General features: G+C 69.5%; 14 protein-coding genes. 5 read left to right on the forward strand and 9 right to left on the reverse strand.

Annotation, left to right across the window (positions count from 1 at the left end):
* Nucleotides 1–36: 36 nt before the first annotated feature.
* A complete protein-coding gene (dusA, locus tag A4W93_RS11165) occupies nt 37–1,056 on the forward strand; it encodes a tRNA dihydrouridine(20/20a) synthase DusA (protein ID WP_085750675.1) in 1,020 nt (339 codons plus the stop codon).
* A 9-nt stretch (nt 1,057–1,065) separates the two neighbouring features.
* On the opposite strand, the gene A4W93_RS11170 is transcribed toward dusA, so the two are convergent.
* From A4W93_RS11170 to A4W93_RS11195, 6 genes are all read right to left on the reverse strand, one after another.
* Nucleotides 1,066–2,733 carry a BamA/TamA family outer membrane protein gene (locus A4W93_RS11170; RefSeq protein WP_157131635.1) on the reverse strand — a complete coding sequence of 556 codons (1,668 nt, stop codon included), beginning with the start codon at nt 2,731–2,733 and terminating at the stop codon, nt 1,066–1,068.
* Nucleotides 2,734–2,768: 35 nt separating this feature from the next.
* Complete coding sequence (locus A4W93_RS11175) at nt 2,769–4,259, reverse strand: aldehyde dehydrogenase (RefSeq protein ID WP_085750677.1); 1,491 nt, start codon at nt 4,257–4,259, stop codon at nt 2,769–2,771.
* A 16-nt stretch (nt 4,260–4,275) separates the two neighbouring features.
* Complete coding sequence (locus A4W93_RS11180; RefSeq protein ID WP_085750678.1) at nt 4,276–5,649, reverse strand: aspartate aminotransferase family protein; 1,374 nt, start codon at nt 5,647–5,649, stop codon at nt 4,276–4,278.
* A 21-nt stretch (nt 5,650–5,670) separates the two neighbouring features.
* Entirely contained in the window at nt 5,671–7,044 is a 1,374-nt protein-coding gene (locus tag A4W93_RS11185) for a glutamine synthetase family protein (protein ID WP_085750679.1), read from the reverse strand.
* Nucleotides 7,045–7,114: 70 nt separating this feature from the next.
* Nucleotides 7,115–7,921 (reverse strand): gamma-glutamyl-gamma-aminobutyrate hydrolase family protein, encoded by an 807-nt coding sequence (locus A4W93_RS11190; RefSeq protein ID WP_085750680.1) that lies wholly within the window; start codon nt 7,919–7,921, stop codon nt 7,115–7,117.
* Between the two features lie 96 nt (nt 7,922–8,017).
* Nucleotides 8,018–9,337, reverse strand: coding sequence for an omega-aminotransferase AptA (locus tag A4W93_RS11195; RefSeq protein ID WP_085750681.1), 1,320 nt, complete (start codon nt 9,335–9,337; stop codon nt 8,018–8,020).
* Nucleotides 9,338–9,665: 328 nt separating this feature from the next.
* Here A4W93_RS11195 and aceA point away from each other — a divergent pair, with 328 nt between their 5' ends.
* The 3 genes from aceA (at nt 9,666) to A4W93_RS11210 (ending at nt 12,922) form a co-directional block, all read left to right on the forward strand.
* Entirely contained in the window at nt 9,666–10,961 is a 1,296-nt protein-coding gene (gene aceA, locus A4W93_RS11200) for an isocitrate lyase (RefSeq protein ID WP_407081707.1), read from the forward strand.
* 186 nt (nt 10,962–11,147) lie between these two features.
* Nucleotides 11,148–12,068 (forward strand): alpha/beta hydrolase, encoded by a 921-nt coding sequence (locus A4W93_RS11205; protein ID WP_085750682.1) that lies wholly within the window; start codon nt 11,148–11,150, stop codon nt 12,066–12,068.
* Entirely contained in the window at nt 12,065–12,922 is an 858-nt protein-coding gene (locus A4W93_RS11210; protein ID WP_085750683.1) for a YbgC/FadM family acyl-CoA thioesterase, read from the forward strand. Before A4W93_RS11205 ends, A4W93_RS11210 begins: the two co-directional genes overlap by 4 nt.
* A 10-nt stretch (nt 12,923–12,932) precedes the next feature.
* Here the strand turns inward: A4W93_RS11210 and A4W93_RS11215 are convergent, their stop codons facing one another.
* The 3 genes from A4W93_RS11215 to ygfZ form a co-directional block, all read right to left on the reverse strand.
* Entirely contained in the window at nt 12,933–13,889 is a 957-nt protein-coding gene (locus tag A4W93_RS11215) for an NRDE family protein (RefSeq protein WP_085750684.1), read from the reverse strand.
* A complete protein-coding gene (locus tag A4W93_RS11220; protein ID WP_085750685.1) occupies nt 13,877–14,185 on the reverse strand; it encodes a DUF4936 family protein in 309 nt (102 codons plus the stop codon). The genes A4W93_RS11215 and A4W93_RS11220 overlap by 13 nt, the downstream gene beginning before the upstream one ends.
* 77 nt (nt 14,186–14,262) lie before the next feature.
* Nucleotides 14,263–15,204 (reverse strand): CAF17-like 4Fe-4S cluster assembly/insertion protein YgfZ, encoded by a 942-nt coding sequence (gene ygfZ, locus A4W93_RS11225; protein ID WP_085750686.1) that lies wholly within the window; start codon nt 15,202–15,204, stop codon nt 14,263–14,265.
* A gap of 64 nt (nt 15,205–15,268) precedes the next feature.
* Between ygfZ and mltG the strand changes: the two genes are divergently transcribed.
* A complete protein-coding gene (mltG, locus tag A4W93_RS11230) occupies nt 15,269–16,258 on the forward strand; it encodes an endolytic transglycosylase MltG (protein WP_237357761.1) in 990 nt (329 codons plus the stop codon).
* Nucleotides 16,259–16,265 lie beyond the last annotated feature (7 nt).

Here is a 16,265-nt window from a genome sequence, read left to right on the forward strand (position 1 = left end):
TGCGAAAATGGCGGGTGACGTCCCTTTCGTGACCCGATGCAAGTTTCTTCCCCCTCGCGTCCGCCCAGCCCCCATCCGATGCACCGCCTGAGCGTGGCTCCGATGATGGACTGGACCGACCGCCACTGCCGGTACTTCCACCGCCTGCTCACCCGCCACACGCTGCTCTACACCGAGATGGTGACCACCGGCGCGCTGATCCACGGCGACCGGCCGCGCCACCTCGACTTCAACGACGAGGAGCATCCGGTGGCGTTGCAGCTCGGCGGCAGCGAGCCGGCCGACCTGGCCACCTGCGCGAAGCTGGCCCAGGACTGGGGCTACGACGAGGTCAACCTCAACTGCGGCTGCCCGAGCGAGCGCGTGCAGCGCGGGGCATTCGGCGCCTGCCTGATGAACGAGGCCCCGCTGGTGGCCGATTGCGTGAAGGCGATGCGCGACGCGGTCGACATCCCCGTCACGGTGAAGCACCGCATCGGCATCGACAAGACCGAGGACTACGGGTTCGTGCGCGACTTCGTCGGCACCGTGGCCGATGCGGGCTGCGAGGTGTTCCTCGTGCACGCGCGCAACGCGTGGCTCAAGGGCCTGAGCCCGAAGGAGAACCGCGAGATCCCGCCGCTGCGCTACGAGTACGCGCACCAGCTCAAGCGTGACTTCCCGCACCTGACCATCGTCATCAACGGCGGGGTCGGCACGAACGAGCAGATCGCCGAACACCTGCAGCACGTCGACGGCGTGATGCTCGGCCGCGAGGCGTACCACAACCCGTGGCTGATGGCCGATTGGGACGAACGCTTCTTCGGCCAGGCGCCGTCGGGCATCACGCGCGAATCGATCGAGGACGCGATGGTCGAGTACATGGAGCGTTTCGCCGCCACCGGCGCTCCGTTCACGCACGTCTCGCGCCACATCCTCGGCCTGTGGAACGGCCTGCCCGGCGCGCGCCGCCGCCGCCAGGTGTGGTCGGACCCGACGTACCGTGCGCTCGGTCCGCGTGGTGTCTCGCGGCTCGCGCGGAGCCCGTCGGCCGGCGCCCAGCCCGTCGCCGCCTGATCCGCCCGCTCAGAAGCTCGTCTTCGTCTTGATCAGGAACTGCACCTTCTTGATGTCCGACGTGGCATTGAGGGGGACGGCGAGGTCGACGTGCAGCACGTTGCTGAATGCCGACCGCGTGCTGACGAAGCGCAGCCCGAGGCCCACGTCGTTGAGCCAGCCGGGGTTCACCGTGTTGGTGTTGTGCCCGCCCCAGGCCCGGCCGGAATCGAAGAACGCCGCACCGCCCACGCGGAACATGCGGTACAGGTACCAGTCGGTGAAGAAGCGCTCCTCCAGCGTGAACAGCGCGCGCCGGTCGCCGCTCTGGTAGCGCAGCGGATAGCCGCGCAGGCCGTTGTCGCCACCGAGCAGCAGCTCGTCGTTCACGTCCGGGCGGGTGAGCACGTCGCCCGCGGCCGAGGCGTAGAACAGCCAGCGCTTGTTGTCCTGCGGCAGGTAGTACTGGGCCTGCGCGCCGGCCCGCTGCCGGCGGATCTTGCCCCCCGAGAACTGGCCGGTGATCTGGCCCGAGGTGATGAGCCGGTGGGCGCCGTACGGCTCGAAGCCCCGGCTGATCCGGCCGTCGTACAGCACGGTGTTCTCGGTCGAGCCCAGCCTGGCCGGCGCGAAGCCGATCTGCAACGACGTGGTCAGGCCCAGCGCGAAGAACTCCGGCCGCCCGATCAGGTTGCGGTTCAGCTCGCGTTCGTAGCGGTCCTCGATCAGCTCGACCCGCACGAACGGCCCCACGAGCGTTTCGTCCTGGGGCAGCAGGGATGGCGCGACGAGTCCGGGGTCGGGCGTGTAGATGTCGTCGCTGTAGCTCACCCCGGCCGAGTACCGCTGCACCCAGCCGTTGCGCAGCCCGGGCGACCACCCGCCGAACACCTCGGCGCGATCCTGCCGGTGGCGGTACTGGCTCGTGAGGACCCCGGCGTTGTAGATCGAGTCGACCCGGTTGTCCTTCGACAGGCTGGCGCCAGCGGCCCAGCGGGCGTCGAGCGCATAGAACGGGCGCATGACGGAGGCGGTGTCCTTGGTGCCGTCGCTGTTGCTCGCGTGGCTGTACGCGAGGTTGGTCCACGTGCCCAGCGTGCGTTCGCTGAGGAGGCTCAACTCGTTGCTGCTGCGGTCGACCCCTTTGCCGTGGCCCAGGCTCGCGGCGATGCCCGTGCCGAAGAGGTTGTATTCCTTCAGGTGGATCCCGCCCGTGTTGACACCCCCCGAGCGGCCGAAGCTCACGCCGGGGTCGAGCGACCAGGTGTCGTGGGTCACGACCTCGATGTCGACGAGCCCGTCGTGGACCGCCACGGGGGTGATCTCGACGTCGCGGAGGTAGCGGTTGGCCCGCAGCAGCCGTTCGGTCTCCTCGAGCAGGCGGACGGAGAGCAACTCGCCGCTGTGGAACAGCAAGGCGCGCTCGATCACCGCCGGCCGGGTCTGGATGTGGAGCGCGTTCGCCCAGCGGTAGAGCCGCCGGTCCTCGGTCAGGTCCTCGGCGTCGAAGATGTCGCGGGTGACGACGCGGACCTCTCCGATGCGGGTCCCGGCGGCCTCCAGTTCGGCGAACGAAGGAAGGGGCGAGGTGTCCTCTCCGGCCGTCGCGGCATCGCCTCCCGCCAGGGCCAGCACGAGGGCCAGCCGGCCGATCACCCGGCGGGGGGCGGGATTTCTCGGCGTGGCGGTCTTGCTCATGGCCGCGAATCTGCGCGGCCTGCCTTAAACGAGGCTTAAGAACCGTTGATGCGGATCCAGGTGGTCTTGAGTTCCGTGTACTTGTCGAAGGCGTGCAGCGACTTGTCACGGCCGTTGCCGCTCTGCTTGACTCCGCCGAACGGCACGGTGATGTCGTCCTCGTCGTATTGATTCACGTGCACGGTGCCGGCGCGCAGCGCGCGGGCCACGCGGTGGGCGCGGTCGACGTGGCTGCTCCAGACGCTCGCCTGCAGGCCGTAGGGGCTGTCGTTCGCCAGGCGCACGGCTTCGTCCTCGGTCCGGAAGCGGATCACGCTCAGCACGGGACCGAAGATCTCCTCGCGGGCAATGCGCATCGTGTTCGTCACGCCACCGAACACGGTCGGTTCGACGAACCAGCCGCCGCTGTCCGCACGCGCCTGCCGGCCGCCGGCGAGCAGGCGCGCGCCCTCGGCCTCGCCCGACGCGATGTAGCCGAGCACCGTGCGCATCTGCCCTTCGTCGACGAGCGCGCCCATCTCGGTGCCGGCCGCCAGCGGGTCGCCGGGCTGGTACTTCGGTGCTTCCTTCACCACCTCGGCGACGAACGCGTCGGCGATGTCCTCGTGCACGAACACGCGTGACGGCGCGTTGCAGGACTCGCCCTGATTGAAGAACATCGCGCCGGCCACGGTCTGCGCGGCGCGCGGCAGGTCGTCGAAGTCGGGGAACACGAGGAAGGCCGACTTGCCGCCCAGCTCGTTGTAGACACGCTTGAGGTTGCTGCGGCTCGCGTACTCGAGCATGCGCCGCCCCACGCGCGTCGAGCCGGTGAAACCCACGGCGTCGACGTCCATGTGCAGCGCGAGGGCCTCGCCCGCTTCGCCGCCGTGCCCCGGCACGACGTTGAACACCCCTTCGGGCAATCCGGCCTCGAGCGCGAGTTCGGCCAGGCGCATGGCCGTCAGCGGCGACTTCTCGCTGGGCTTGAGCACCACGCTGTTGCCCGCGGCCAGCGCGGGCCCGAGCTTCCAGGCCGACATGATCATCGGGTAGTTCCACGGCACGATGGCACCGATCACGCCCATGGGCTCGCGCGTGATCAGCGCGAGGCCCGAACGCGGCGTGGGGGCGATCTCGTCGTAGACCTTGTCGACGGCCTCGGCGTACCACGCGATGCACCGCGCGGCGGCCGGCACGTCGACGCTCGTGCTGTAGCGCACCGGCTTGCCCATGTCCATCGTCTCGACGAGCGCGAGTTCGTCGCGCGCCGCGAGGATCTTTTCGGCGAACCGCTGCAGCACGCGCTTGCGCGCGGCCGGGGGCTGATGCGCCCAGCGGCCGTCGTCGAAGGCCGCGCGGGCCGAGGCCACGGCCGCGTCCACGTCCGCCTCGCGACAACGGGCCACGGTGGTCAGCACGCGGCCGTTGAGCGGCGAGACGCAGTCGAACGTGGCGCCGTCGGCGGCGGCCACGCGGCGCCCGCCGATGAAGGCGCGGCCGTCGTAGCCCTGCTGCGCGGCACGGGCATGCCAGTCGATGTCCATGAGGGCCTCCGTGAGGTCAGAACCACCCGCGCGACCGCAGGTCGGCGAGGGTGAGGTCGAGGCACTGGCGGATCAGCGCACCCATCTCGTCCAGTTGCGCGATGGACATCACGAGGGGCGGGGCGACGATCATGCGGTCGCCCACGGCGCGCATCACGAGGCCGTTGCCGAAGCAGTGCGCGCGGCACACCATGCCCACCTCGAGCGTCGGGTCGAACACCTCGCTCGTCGCCTTGTCCTTCACGAGCTGCAGCGCGGCCATCATCCCGCAGGTCTGCACCTCGCCCACCAGCGGGTGGTCGGCCAGCTGCTCGAAGTGCCACGCGAGGTGGGGCGCGAGTTCCTCGCGCACACGCTCGACGACGCCCTCGCGCTGCAGCAGCCGGAGGTTCGCGAGCGCCACCGCGCAGGCCACCGGGTGGCCCGAGTACGTGTAGCCGTGGTTGAACTCGCCGCCCTCGTCGATCAGCACGCGCGCGAGGCGTTCGCCCACCATGACGCCGCCGAGCGGGATGTAGCCCGACGTGACGCCCTTCGCGAACGTCATCAGGTCGGGGCGGAAGCCGAAGGTCTCGCAGCCGAACCACTGCCCGGTGCGGCCGAAGCCGCAGATGACCTCGTCGGAAACGAGCAGGATGCCGTACTGGTCGCAGATGCGCTGGACCTCGGGCCAGTAGGTGTCCGGCGGCACGATCACGCCGCCCGCGCCCTGCACGGGCTCGCCGATGAAGGCGGCCACGCGGTCCGGTCCCACCTCGCGGATCTTCGCTTCGAGCCACCGCGCGGCGGTCAGGCCGAACTCGTCGCGCGTGTGGCCGCGGCCCTGTTCGAACCAGAAGGGCTGCTGGATGTGTTCAATGCCGGGGATGGGCAGGCCGCCCTGCTGGTGCATGCCGCTCATGCCGCCGAGCGACGCGCCGGCCATCGTCGAGCCGTGGTACGCGTTGTGGCGGCTGATGATGACGTCCCGCTTCGGCTGGCCCATCAGGTCCCAGTAGCGGCGCACGAGGCGCACCACGGTGTCGTTGCCCTCGGAGCCCGAGCCGCCGAAGAACACATGCTTGAACTGCGGCGGCGTGATCTCGGCCAGCAGCTCCGCGAGTTCGATGGCCGGCGGCGTGGTGGTCTGGAAGAACGAGTTGTAGAAGGGCAGGGTCTCGAGCTGTTTCGTGGCCGCGTCGATCAGCTCGCGGCGGCCGTAGCCCACGTTCACGCACCACAGGCCCGACATGGCGTCGAGCAGCCGGTGGCCCTCGCTGTCCCACACGTAGATGCCGTCGCCGCGCACGATGACACGCGTGCCCTTGGCCGAGAGCGACTTGAAGTCGGTGAACGGGTGCAGGTGGTGGGCGGCGTCGGCGGCCTGCCACTGGGCGGTGGTGCGGGTCATGGCGTCTCCTCGGTCACGGGATCAGACGTGGAGCAGGAGGTGCTCGCGCTCCCAGGGCGAGATCACCTGCATGAATTCGCTGTGTTCGATGTCCTTGATCTCCGAGTACACGGTGATGAAGTCCTTGCCGAGCACCGAGTGCAGTTCGGTCTCGTCGGCCAGCCAGCCGAGCGCCTCGCTGAGCGAACGCGGCAGCTGGTATTCGGAGAGGTACGCGTCGCCCTTGCACTCGGGCGAGGGTTCGATGCGGTTCTTGATGCCCAGGTAGCCGCACGCGAGCGTGGCGGCCAGGGCCACGTACGGGTTCGCGTCGGCGCCGATCACGCGGTTCTCGATGCGCCGCGCCGCGGGCGTGGCCACCGGTGAGCGGATGCCCACGGTGCGGTTGTCGGTCCCCCACTGGATGTTGATGGGGGCGGCGGTGGAACGTGCGAGGCGCCGGTACGAGTTGACGTAGGGCGCGAAGAGCGCCATCGCCGCGGGCGTGTACTTCTGCAGGCCGCCGATGTACCAGAGGAACTCGCGCGAGGGCGAGCCGTCCTCGTTGCTGAACAGGTTGCGGCCGCTGACCGTGTCGGTGATGCTCTGGTGCACGTGCATCGCGCTGCCCGGTTCGTGCGCCATCGGCTTGGCCATGAACGTGGCGTACATCTCGTGCCGCAGCGCGGCCTCGCGGATCGTGCGCTTGAAGAAGAACACCTCGTCGGCCAGGCCCAGCGGGTGGTCGTGGAAGAAGTTGATCTCCATCTGGCCGGCGCCCACCTCGTGGATCAACGTGTCCACGTTGAGCTCCATCTTCTGGCAGTAGTCGTAGATGTCCTCGAAGAGCGGGTCGAACTCGTTGACGGCGTCGATCGAGTACGCCTGGCGCGAGGTCTCCGCGCGCCCGCTGCGGCCGCGGGGCGGGCGCAGGGGCTGGTTCGGGTCGGTGCTGCGCTCGATCAGGTAGAACTCGAGTTCGGGCGCCACCACGGGGGCCCAGCCCTCGGCCGCGTACAGGTCGCACACGTGGCGCAGCACCGAGCGCGGGGCGTAGGGGATCAGCGTGCCGTGGCGGTCGAAGCAGTCGTGAATCACCTGCGCGGTGGGGTCGGCCGCCCACGGGACGATGCGCACGGTGCTCGGGTCGGGCCGCAGGTGCATGTCGCGGTCGGTCGCGTGGATGACGTCGTAGTACGGGCCTTCCGACGGGAACTCGCCGGTCACGCCGATCGCCACGATGGCCTCCGGCAGGCGCATGCCGCGGTCCTCGGTGAACTTCTCGCGCGGCAGGATCTTGCCGCGGGCCACACCGGTGAGGTCGGGCACGAGGCACTCGATCTCGGTCACCCGGTGGTCGTTGAGCCACTGCTCGAGGTCCGCGAAGGAAAAGTTGCTGTTGTCTCGGGCCACCATGGTTCACCTGTTGTCGTGGAACGTGGACCGGGAGACGCCCCGGCGTGCGGCGGATCGAACCGGGTGGCAACTAACGATCGGGTGCGGGCTGGCGGCGTCGGTCGTGGTAGGCCTGGCATGCGGCGCCGAAGGCCTGGAAGAGCTTGGTGGAGATGGGGTTCTGCGCGGCCTGCCACTCGGGGTGCCACTGCACGCACAGGTTGAAGGTGTCGCCGGGCAGCGAGAAGGCCTCGATGAGGCCGTCCGGTGCACGGGCCTCGACGCGCAGCCCCGGCGCGAGGCGGTTCACGCCCTGGCCGTGCACCGAATTGACGCGGAAGATCCGCTGGTCGAGGATCGCGTCGAGCGCGCCGCCCGGGATCACCTCGACCTCGTGGGCGAAGTCGTACTGGATCTCGGCCGTGCCGTCGGTGCGGCCGCGGTGGTCGTTCTGCCCGGGCACTTCCTGCACGGCCTGGTGCAGGCTGCCGCCCAGCGCCACGTTGGCCTCCTGGAAGCCGCGGCAGATCGCGAAGAGCGGGATGCCGCGCGAGAGCGCGCGGGGGATCAGGGGCAGCGTCCAGCCGTCGCGCACGGGGTCGAGGGGCAGGGACTCGTCGTGCACGGTTTCCCCGAAGTGGCTGGGGTGCACGTTGGACGGGGAGCCGGTGAGCAGGATGCCGTCGGCCATGTCGAGCAGCGCGTCGATCTCCTCGATGGGCACCGACGGCACCACCAGGGCGATGGCACCGGCCAGGCGCGCGGCGTCCACGTATTTCTGTCCGGCCACGAAAAACGGGTGATAGCCCAGCATGCGGTTGCACGCGGGAATCAGCACGAGCGGTTTGCGTTGTGTTCTCAGGAACGATGGGCCGGTGGAGGGCAGAGGGGCTTTCATTCGGCTTGCTGTGCCCCGGTTATTGGCCGCGGCACGTTGGGCTTGCTGGTCACCTGATCAAGCATTCAGTGTGCCCAGTGGAAGGATGAAGTCAAATCATGCGGCGGATCGGATCGCCTCCGTCAGGGTCTTGAAGATCTGGTCGACGTGCTCGGGTTCGATGATCAGCGGCGGCGACAGCGCCACGGTGTCGCCGGTGGTGCGCACGAGCACGCCGCGTTCCCAGCAGTCGAGGAACACCTTGAACGCGCGCGCGCCGGGCTGGCCGTCGAGGGGCGCGAGCTCGATGCCGGCCACGAGGCCCATCGTGCGCACGTCCACCACGTTCGGCAGCTCGCGCATCGCGCGCGCCGCCGCGCCGAACGGCTCGGCCATCGTGGCGGCCCGGGTCAGCAGGCCTTCCTCGGCATAGGTGTCCAGCGTGGCGATGGCCGCGGCGCAGGCGAGGGGGTGTCCCGAGTAGGTGTAGCCGTGGAAGAACTCGATCACGTGCTCGGGGCCGGTCATGAACGTGTCGTGGATCTTCTGGGTCGTGAACACCGCCCCCATGGGCACGGTGCCGTTGGTCAGGCCCTTGGCCGTGGTCATCAGGTCCGGGGTGACGCCGAAGTGCGTGGCCGCGAAGGGCGAGCCCAGGCGGCCGAAGCCGGTGATGACCTCGTCGAAGATCAGCAGGATGCCGTGCTTGTCGCACAGCGCCCGCAGTCGCTCGAGGTAACCCTTCGGGGGCAGCAGCACACCGGTGGAGCCGGCCACGGGCTCGACGATGACCGCGGCGATGGTGGACGCGTCGTGCAGCGCGACGAGTCGTTCGAGGTCGTCGGCGAGGTCCGCCCCGTGCTCGGGTTGTCCGGGCGAGAACAGGTTGCGCGGGTCGTGGGTGTGGCGCAGGTGGTCGACGCCGGTGAGCAGCGTGCCGAACATCTTGCGGTTGGCCACCATGCCACCCACCGAGATGCCGCCGAAGTTGACCCCGTGGTAGCCGCGCTCGCGGCCGATCAGCCGGGTGCGCTGGCCCTCGCCGCGGGCGCGGTGGTAGGCGATGGCCATCTTGAGGGCCGTTTCCACCGACTCGGAACCCGAGTTCGTGTAGAAGACCTTGTTCAGCCCCTTCGGCGCGATCTCCACCAGTCGCCCGGCCAGCTCGAAGGCGAGCGGGTGGCCCATGTTGAAGGGCGGGGCGAAGTCGAGTTCCGCGGCCTGGGCCTGGATCGCCTGCACGATGCGCGGCCGGGCGTGGCCGGCATTCACGCACCAGAGGCCCGCGATGCCGTCGAGCACCGGGCGGCCCTCGGGGGTCCAGAAGTGCATCCGGTCGGCCCGGGCGAGCAGCCGGGGCGCCTGCTTGAACTGCCGGTTCGCGGTGAACGGCATCCAGTACGCATCGAGCGAGGCCTGGGTCAGGGGAGAGGACATCGGCAGCTCCGGGGTGGCAACGGACGTCTCCAGTCTAGGCCGACTCGGACGCCGGTGGTGTCGGACGGACACTTGCCGACGATCTTTCCACATTCAGAAATGGGTCTTTCACGAAGTGAAATCATGCCGTGTTGCAGCGCGACATTTTTTGCCTGATGGAGAAATCGGATTTCACATCCGGAAATGTGCATGCTAAGTATTTGATTTCATTGGTGTTGCGTCTTGGTCTTATATAAGACATAAGTCTTCCCGCGCTTCGGCTTCTTCTCTATGCTTGAGGCACAGGATTGCAAGTTTTCTCATCTGTCTCTCACCCTTGGAGGTCTTCATGACGAACCTGACCCGCGAACAGCAAATCGCCGCCCTCGAGAAAGACTGGGCTGAAAATCCCCGTTGGAAGGGCATCAAGCGCGGCTACACCGCCGCCGACGTGGTCCGCCTGCGTGGCTCGCTGCAAGTCGAGCACACCCTGGCCAAGCGCGGCGCCGAGAAGCTGTGGCACCTGATCAACACCGAGCCGTTCATCAACTCGCTCGGCGCCCTGACCGGCAACCAGGCCATGCAGCAGGTCAAGGCCGGCCTGAAGGCCATCTACCTGTCCGGCTGGCAAGTCGCCGGCGACGCCAACAGCAACGGCGAGATGTACCCCGACCAGTCGCTGTACTCGGTGGACTCGGTGCCCAAGGTCGTCAAGCGCATCAACGCCACGTTCGCCCGCGCTGACCAGATCCAGTGGTCGGAAGGCAAGAACGACATCGACTACTTCGCCCCGATCGTCGCCGACGCGGAAGCCGGTTTCGGTGGCGTGCTGAACGCCTTCGAACTGATGAAGGCCATGATCGACGCGGGCGCCGCCGGCGTCCACTTCGAAGACCAGCTGGCCTCCGCGAAGAAGTGCGGCCACATGGGCGGCAAGGTGCTCGTCACCACCCGTGAAGCCGTCGCCAAGCTCGTGGCTGCCCGCCTGGCCGCCGACGTGTCCGGCGTGCCCACCGTGCTGCTGGCCCGTACCGATGCCGAAGCCGGCGACCTCGTGACCAACGACGTCGACGACAACGACAAGCCGTTCCTGACCGGCGAGCGCACCGTGGAAGGCTTCTTCCGCACCCGCAACGGCCTGGAGCAAGCCATCAGCCGCGGCCTGGCCTACGCCCCGTACGCCGACCTGATCTGGTGCGAAACCGGCAAGCCGGACCTGGCCTTCGCCAAGGCCTTCGCCGACGCCATCCACGCCAAGTTCCCGGGCAAGCTGCTGTCGTACAACTGCTCGCCGTCGTTCAACTGGAAGAAGAACCTCGACGACGCCACGATCGCCAAGTTCCAGCGCGAGCTGGGCGCGATGGGCTACAAGTACCAGTTCATCACGCTGGCCGGCTTCCACAGCCTGAACTACTCGATGTTCGACCTGGCCTACGGCTACGCTCGCAACAACATGAGCGCCTTCGTGGAACTGCAGGAGAAGGAATTCGTCGCCGCCGAGCGTGGCTTCACCGCCGTGAAGCACCAGCGCGAAGTGGGCACGGGTTACTTCGACGCCATCACCACGACGATCGAACGCGACGCGTCGACGGCCGCCCTGAAGGGTTCGACCGAAGACGAACAGTTCTTCGACGACAAGCACTGATCGCGCAGGGGGACCACGCGGCGCACACCGCGCCGCGTGCTTGAGGAGACAGAAGGAAAGCCCGGCAGACGCCCCGTCTGCCGGGCTTTTTCACGAGGGGGACGGACCGGCCGTGGAACACTCGGTATGCTTCGCCCCGAACTCCGCCCCGATCCTTCCGTGACACCGCCTTCCCTGAGCCCCGCGATGCGCGGCCTCCTCGACCGCATCCGGCGCGCGGCCCAGCCGCCGTTCCACACGCTGACCGCCGTCGAGGCACGCGCTCTGTATGCCCGTGGCGCCGAGGTGCTGGACCTGCCGCGCGCGCCGCTGCCGCGTGTCGAGGACCTGACCCTCCCCGCCGACGACGGCACGCCGCTGCCGGCGCGCCTGTACGCCCCGTCGTCCGATCGCCTGCCGGTGATGCTCTACCTGCACGGCGGCGGCTTCACCATCGGCGGCATCGAGACCCACGACAGCCTGTGCCGCCAGCTCGCGCTGCGCAGCGGCGCGGCCGTGCTGTCGCTCGACTACCGGCTCGCCCCCGAGCACCGTTTCCCGGTCGCGGTGGACGACACCTGGGCCGCACTGCGCTGGCTGCACGCGCGGGGCGCCGCCTCGCTCGGGCTCGACGGCACGCGCCTGGCCGTGGGCGGCGACAGCGCCGGTGGGACGCTCGCGGCGGTCACGGCCATCCGGGCACGCGACCAGGGCATCCCGCTGCGCCTGCAGCTGCTGATCACGCCGGGCACCGCCGACGGTCCGTCCGGGATGCCGTCGCGTTCCACGTTCGCCGAGGGCTACCTGCTCGACGCCCGCACCATCGACTGGTTCTTCGGCCACTTCGTCACGGCCGAGGAACGTGCCGACTGGCGTTTCGCCCCGTTGAACGCCGATGATGTCGAGGGTGTCGCGCCGGCCTGCGTCGTGCTGGCGGAGTGCGATCCGCTCGTGGACGAGGGCGTGGCCTACGCCGACCGCCTGCGGGCGGCCGGCGTGCCGGTGGAACTCGACATCCACCGCGGCATGACGCACGATTTCATCAAGATGGGCCGCGCGCTGCGCGAGGCCCTCGTGGCGCAGGCCGTCGCGGCCCGCGCCCTCCAGACCGCATTCGAGGCCCCATGAAACGAAACGAATACCGATTCACCGAACGCCTGCGCGTGCGCTGGGCCGAGGTCGACATGCAGAAGATCGTGTTCAACGGTCACTACCTGATGTACTTCGACACCGCCGTCTCCGGCTACTGGCGGGCCATGGCCGCGCCGTACGAGGACACGCTGAAGTACCTCGGCGGCGACCTCTTCGTGCGCAAGTCCACCCTCGAGTACCACGGCTCGGCGCGCTACGACGACGTGCTCGACGTCGGCGTTCGCTGCGGCCGCATCGGCAACTCCTCGATGGTGTTCAACGGCGTGGTGTTCCGCCAGGACGAGGCGCTCGTCAGCGCCGAGCTGGTCTACGTCTTCACCGACGCCGAGACGCGCGAGCCCAAGCCCGTGCCGCAGGAGCTGCGCGAGCTGCTGCAGAACTTCGAGGCCGGCAAGCCCATGACCACCGTGCGCGTGGGCTCGTGGGACGAGCTGGGCGAGGACGCCCATCGCATCCGCAGCACCGTGTTCATCGAGGAGCAGGGCATTCCCGCCGACATGGAATGGGACGAGGCCGACGCGGGCTGCGTGCACGCGGTGGCCTACAACCACTTCGGCGCGCCGCTCGCCACGGGCCGCCTGCTCGAGCACGTGCCGGGGGTCGCGAAGATCGGCCGCATGGCCGTCTCGCAGTCCATGCGCGGCAGCCGCGTGGGCAAGGCCGTGCTGGACGCGCTGATGAAGACGGCCCGCGAACGCGGCTACCGCGAGGCGGTGCTGCACGCGCAGGTGTCGGCCTCGCCGTTCTACGTGCGTTCGGGGTTCGTGCCGCGCGGCTCGGTGTTCGACGAGGTGGGCATCCCCCACGTCGAGATGGTGTGCGTGCTCTGACCTGAGCGCGTCAGGCCGCGGCGCGCTTGCGCCGCGACGGCTCGGGCTTGAGCAGCGTGCGCACGCGGGTGCGCCGCACCGGGTGGTTCGGCGCCTGCGTCTCGGTGCTCTCGAGCACCACTTCCTGCTGGCTCACTTCGGGTGGCGGCGCCTCGGTGTAGCGGGGCGGCCAGTCCTTCACGGTGGAGCGGCGCAGCAGCGCCATGCCCCCCGTGGGGCTGAAGGTGCGTTCCAGCACGTGCGTGACGAGGCGCTTGTTCACGCGTTCGGTGATCACGAGCGTGGAGCAGCGGGTGCCGTAGGTGCCGTCGGCCGTGCGGATGAACGCCGACGACAGCACCTTCTCCCACTCGCGCGACACGCCGGTGCTCGGCAGTTCATCGTCCTCGGCCGGCGTCTTGTCGGCCAGCGCGTCGAACAGGCGGGCCGCCAGGGCGTCGACGGTGTCGCACGACTCGAGGGCCTCGCGGGTCGCCTCCTTGAGCGCTTCCACCTTCGGCCACGGCGAGTCGAGCGTGCCGTTCGAGAGTCCGTACAGGCCGCGTTCGAGCCGTTCGGGGTTCGGACGCTGGTTCGAGGCGTAGAAGCAGTCGCCGCGCTGGAAATCGGCGGCGATCAGGTTGAAGCCGTTGTAGCCGCTGAGCGCGGTGCGCATCCAGAAGCGATCGGTGGAAGCGTCGCCGGCGAGCCAGCGCTGCACGATCTCGCCACGCGACGGGGCCTTCGGGTCGCGCGGCGCCGTGGGCGCGCGCACGTTGGTCACCATCGCGAGGCGGCCCTGGGCCGTGAGGCCGAGCCAGGTGCCGCCGGCCTCGAGGTCGCGCCCCCCGAGGACGTCGGGCAGGCCGTCGCCCGGCGACCACCACGCCAGGCGGGCGGCGGGGCGGTTGAAGAATTCATCGCGGTTGCCGGCGACCACGAGGGGGAAGCGGCGCGACTGGTCGATGGCGACGGTCAGCAGGCACATGGCACGAACACCTCCACATGGCGCGCGGGACTCCACCGCGAAAGCGTTTCAGCCGCGAGCCGTTCGATCGTGTGTTCGAGCGCCTCGGAAACCCCGTCGGGGTGCCCGGGCAAAGCGTACGTTTCCATCCAGGTCTGCCAATCATCTGCCGGTTCAGGTCGGCGCAGCAGACGGGCTTCGAGCCCCGGTTGAAGGGCCCTCAGGCGTCGCTGGAGCGCCAGCACCTCGGACTGCAGCGCATGGGCGTCCGCCGTCCTCGCTCGATAGTAGATGAACAACTCGCGGGCGGCGGGCATGGCGGATGGCAGTGGATGTGAACTATTGGGGCAATGGTGCCGGATCAGCCCGCGGGCGTGAACTGCGCCACACCCGGTCAGTCCGCGGCCTCGGTGGTGACCTCGTAGGGCATCGGCGTGGCGGCCAGCAGCGGGCCGTCGGCGCGGCCCAGGTGCAGCGTGCCGTCGCCCATGGCCGCGAGCTTCATCTCCGCCAGCACGCTGCTGCCGCCACCCTCGCCGGGCAGCGTGGCCGCGTTGACCACCATGCCGGCCGGCTGGCCGGGGTCGGCGCTGTGGAAGATCTCCTGGCCCGGTGCGGCGGGCTCGGCGCCGGCGAAGAGGTACGTGCGCCGCTTGATCGTGCCGCGGTACTGGCTGCGGGCCACGATCTCCTGGCCGGGGTAGCAGCCCTTCTTGAAGTCGACGCCGCCCAGCAGCTCGTAGTTCAGCATCTGCGGCACGAACTGGTCGACCGTGGCCGTTTCGATGGAGGCGATGCCGCTCTGCACCTCGCTCCAGCGCCAGGCCGCGGGATCGAGGGCGGGCAGGGCGGGCGTGGCGGCGCCGGCCGGGGCCACCCACAGGTAGCGGGCCGCGCCGGCCACGTCGGGCAGGCGCACGATGGTGGCGCCGTCGCGTTCCGTGCGGCCCCACACCACGGCGGGTGCGGCGTCGCCCAGCCACGCGGTGGCCGACGGGCCGGCGAGGCCCATGCGCTGCAGTTCGGCGGTGGCGTCGGTCAGCTTGCACTTCGCGCGCAGCACGAACATCGAGAGGCGCTTGAGCGTGGCCGGCAGCACGTCGGCGCTGCACAGCAGCTGCACCTCCTCGGGCGACGTCTTCCAGGCGATGAAGCTCGCGAGCAGGCGGCCCTTGGCCGAGCAGTAGCCCGCGAGGCGGGCACGCGCCGTGTCGAGCAGGGCGACGTCGCTGGTGAGCTGGCCGTGCAGGAAGGTGGCCGCGTCGGCGCCGGCGGCGCGGATCAGGCCGAGGTGGGCGAGGGGTGCCGCGCCGTCGAGGGTGTAGTGGCTGGTCATGTGGCGATTATGATCACGGCCCCGACCTCGTCTCGTCCCTGGGGTCTCCCACTCGTTCCTGCCCGTGAAGTTCCTGCGCCGCTGCCTGTTGCTGATCGTGTTCGCCGCTCTTGCGGCGGGGGGCGCGGCCGCGTGGTGGCTGCAGGCGCCGCTGTCCCTCGCGGCCGATTCCATCGAGGTCTCGATCGAGCCCGGCACGTCGCCCCGCGAGGTGGCCAACCTGTGGGCCCAGGCCGGCGTGCGGTCCAACACCTTCCTGCTGTACGAATGGTTCCGCTGGTCGGGCCAGGCGCGCAAGATCCGCGCGGGCAGCTACCAGATCGGGCAGGGCGCGACGCCCCGCTCGCTGCTCGACAAGATGGTGCGCGGCGACGAGGTGCTCGCCACCGTGCGCCTGATCGACGGCTGGACCTTCCGCCAGTTCCGCGCCGAACTCGCGAAGGCGCCCGACCTGAAGCAGACCACCGCGGCGATGACCGAGGCCGACCTGATGGCCGCCATCGGCGCGCCGCCGGGCCAGCGTGCCGAAGGCCGCTTCTTCCCCGACACCTACGCCTTCAGCAAGGGCGCGAGCGACGTGGCCGTGCTCAAGCGCGCCCACCGCGCGATGCAGCGGCAGCTCGAGGCCGCCTGGGCCGAACGCGCGCCCAACACGCCGCTGAAATCGCTCGACGACGCACTCACGCTCGCGTCCATCGTCGAGAAGGAAACCGGGGCCGCGGCCGAACGCGGGCTGGTCGCCGGCGTGTTCGTCAACCGCCTGCGCATCGGCATGCCGCTGCAGACCGACCCCACCATCATCTACGGCCTCGGGGAAACCTTCGACGGCAACCTCCGCAAGCGCGACCTGCTCGCCGACGGCCCGTACAACACGTACCTGCGCGCCGGCCTGCCGCCCACCCCCATCTCGATGCCCGGCAAGGCGTCGCTGCTGGCGGCGGTGCGGCCCGACGCCACCAAGGCGCTCTACTTCGTCGCGAAGGGCAATGGCGCGAGCCATTTCAGCGACAACCTCGCCGACCACAACCGCGCGGTCAACCAGTACCAGCGCTGAACCGGAG

Source organism: Piscinibacter gummiphilus, from assembly GCF_002116905.1.
GTDB lineage: Bacteria > Pseudomonadota > Gammaproteobacteria > Burkholderiales > Burkholderiaceae_C > Rhizobacter > Rhizobacter gummiphilus.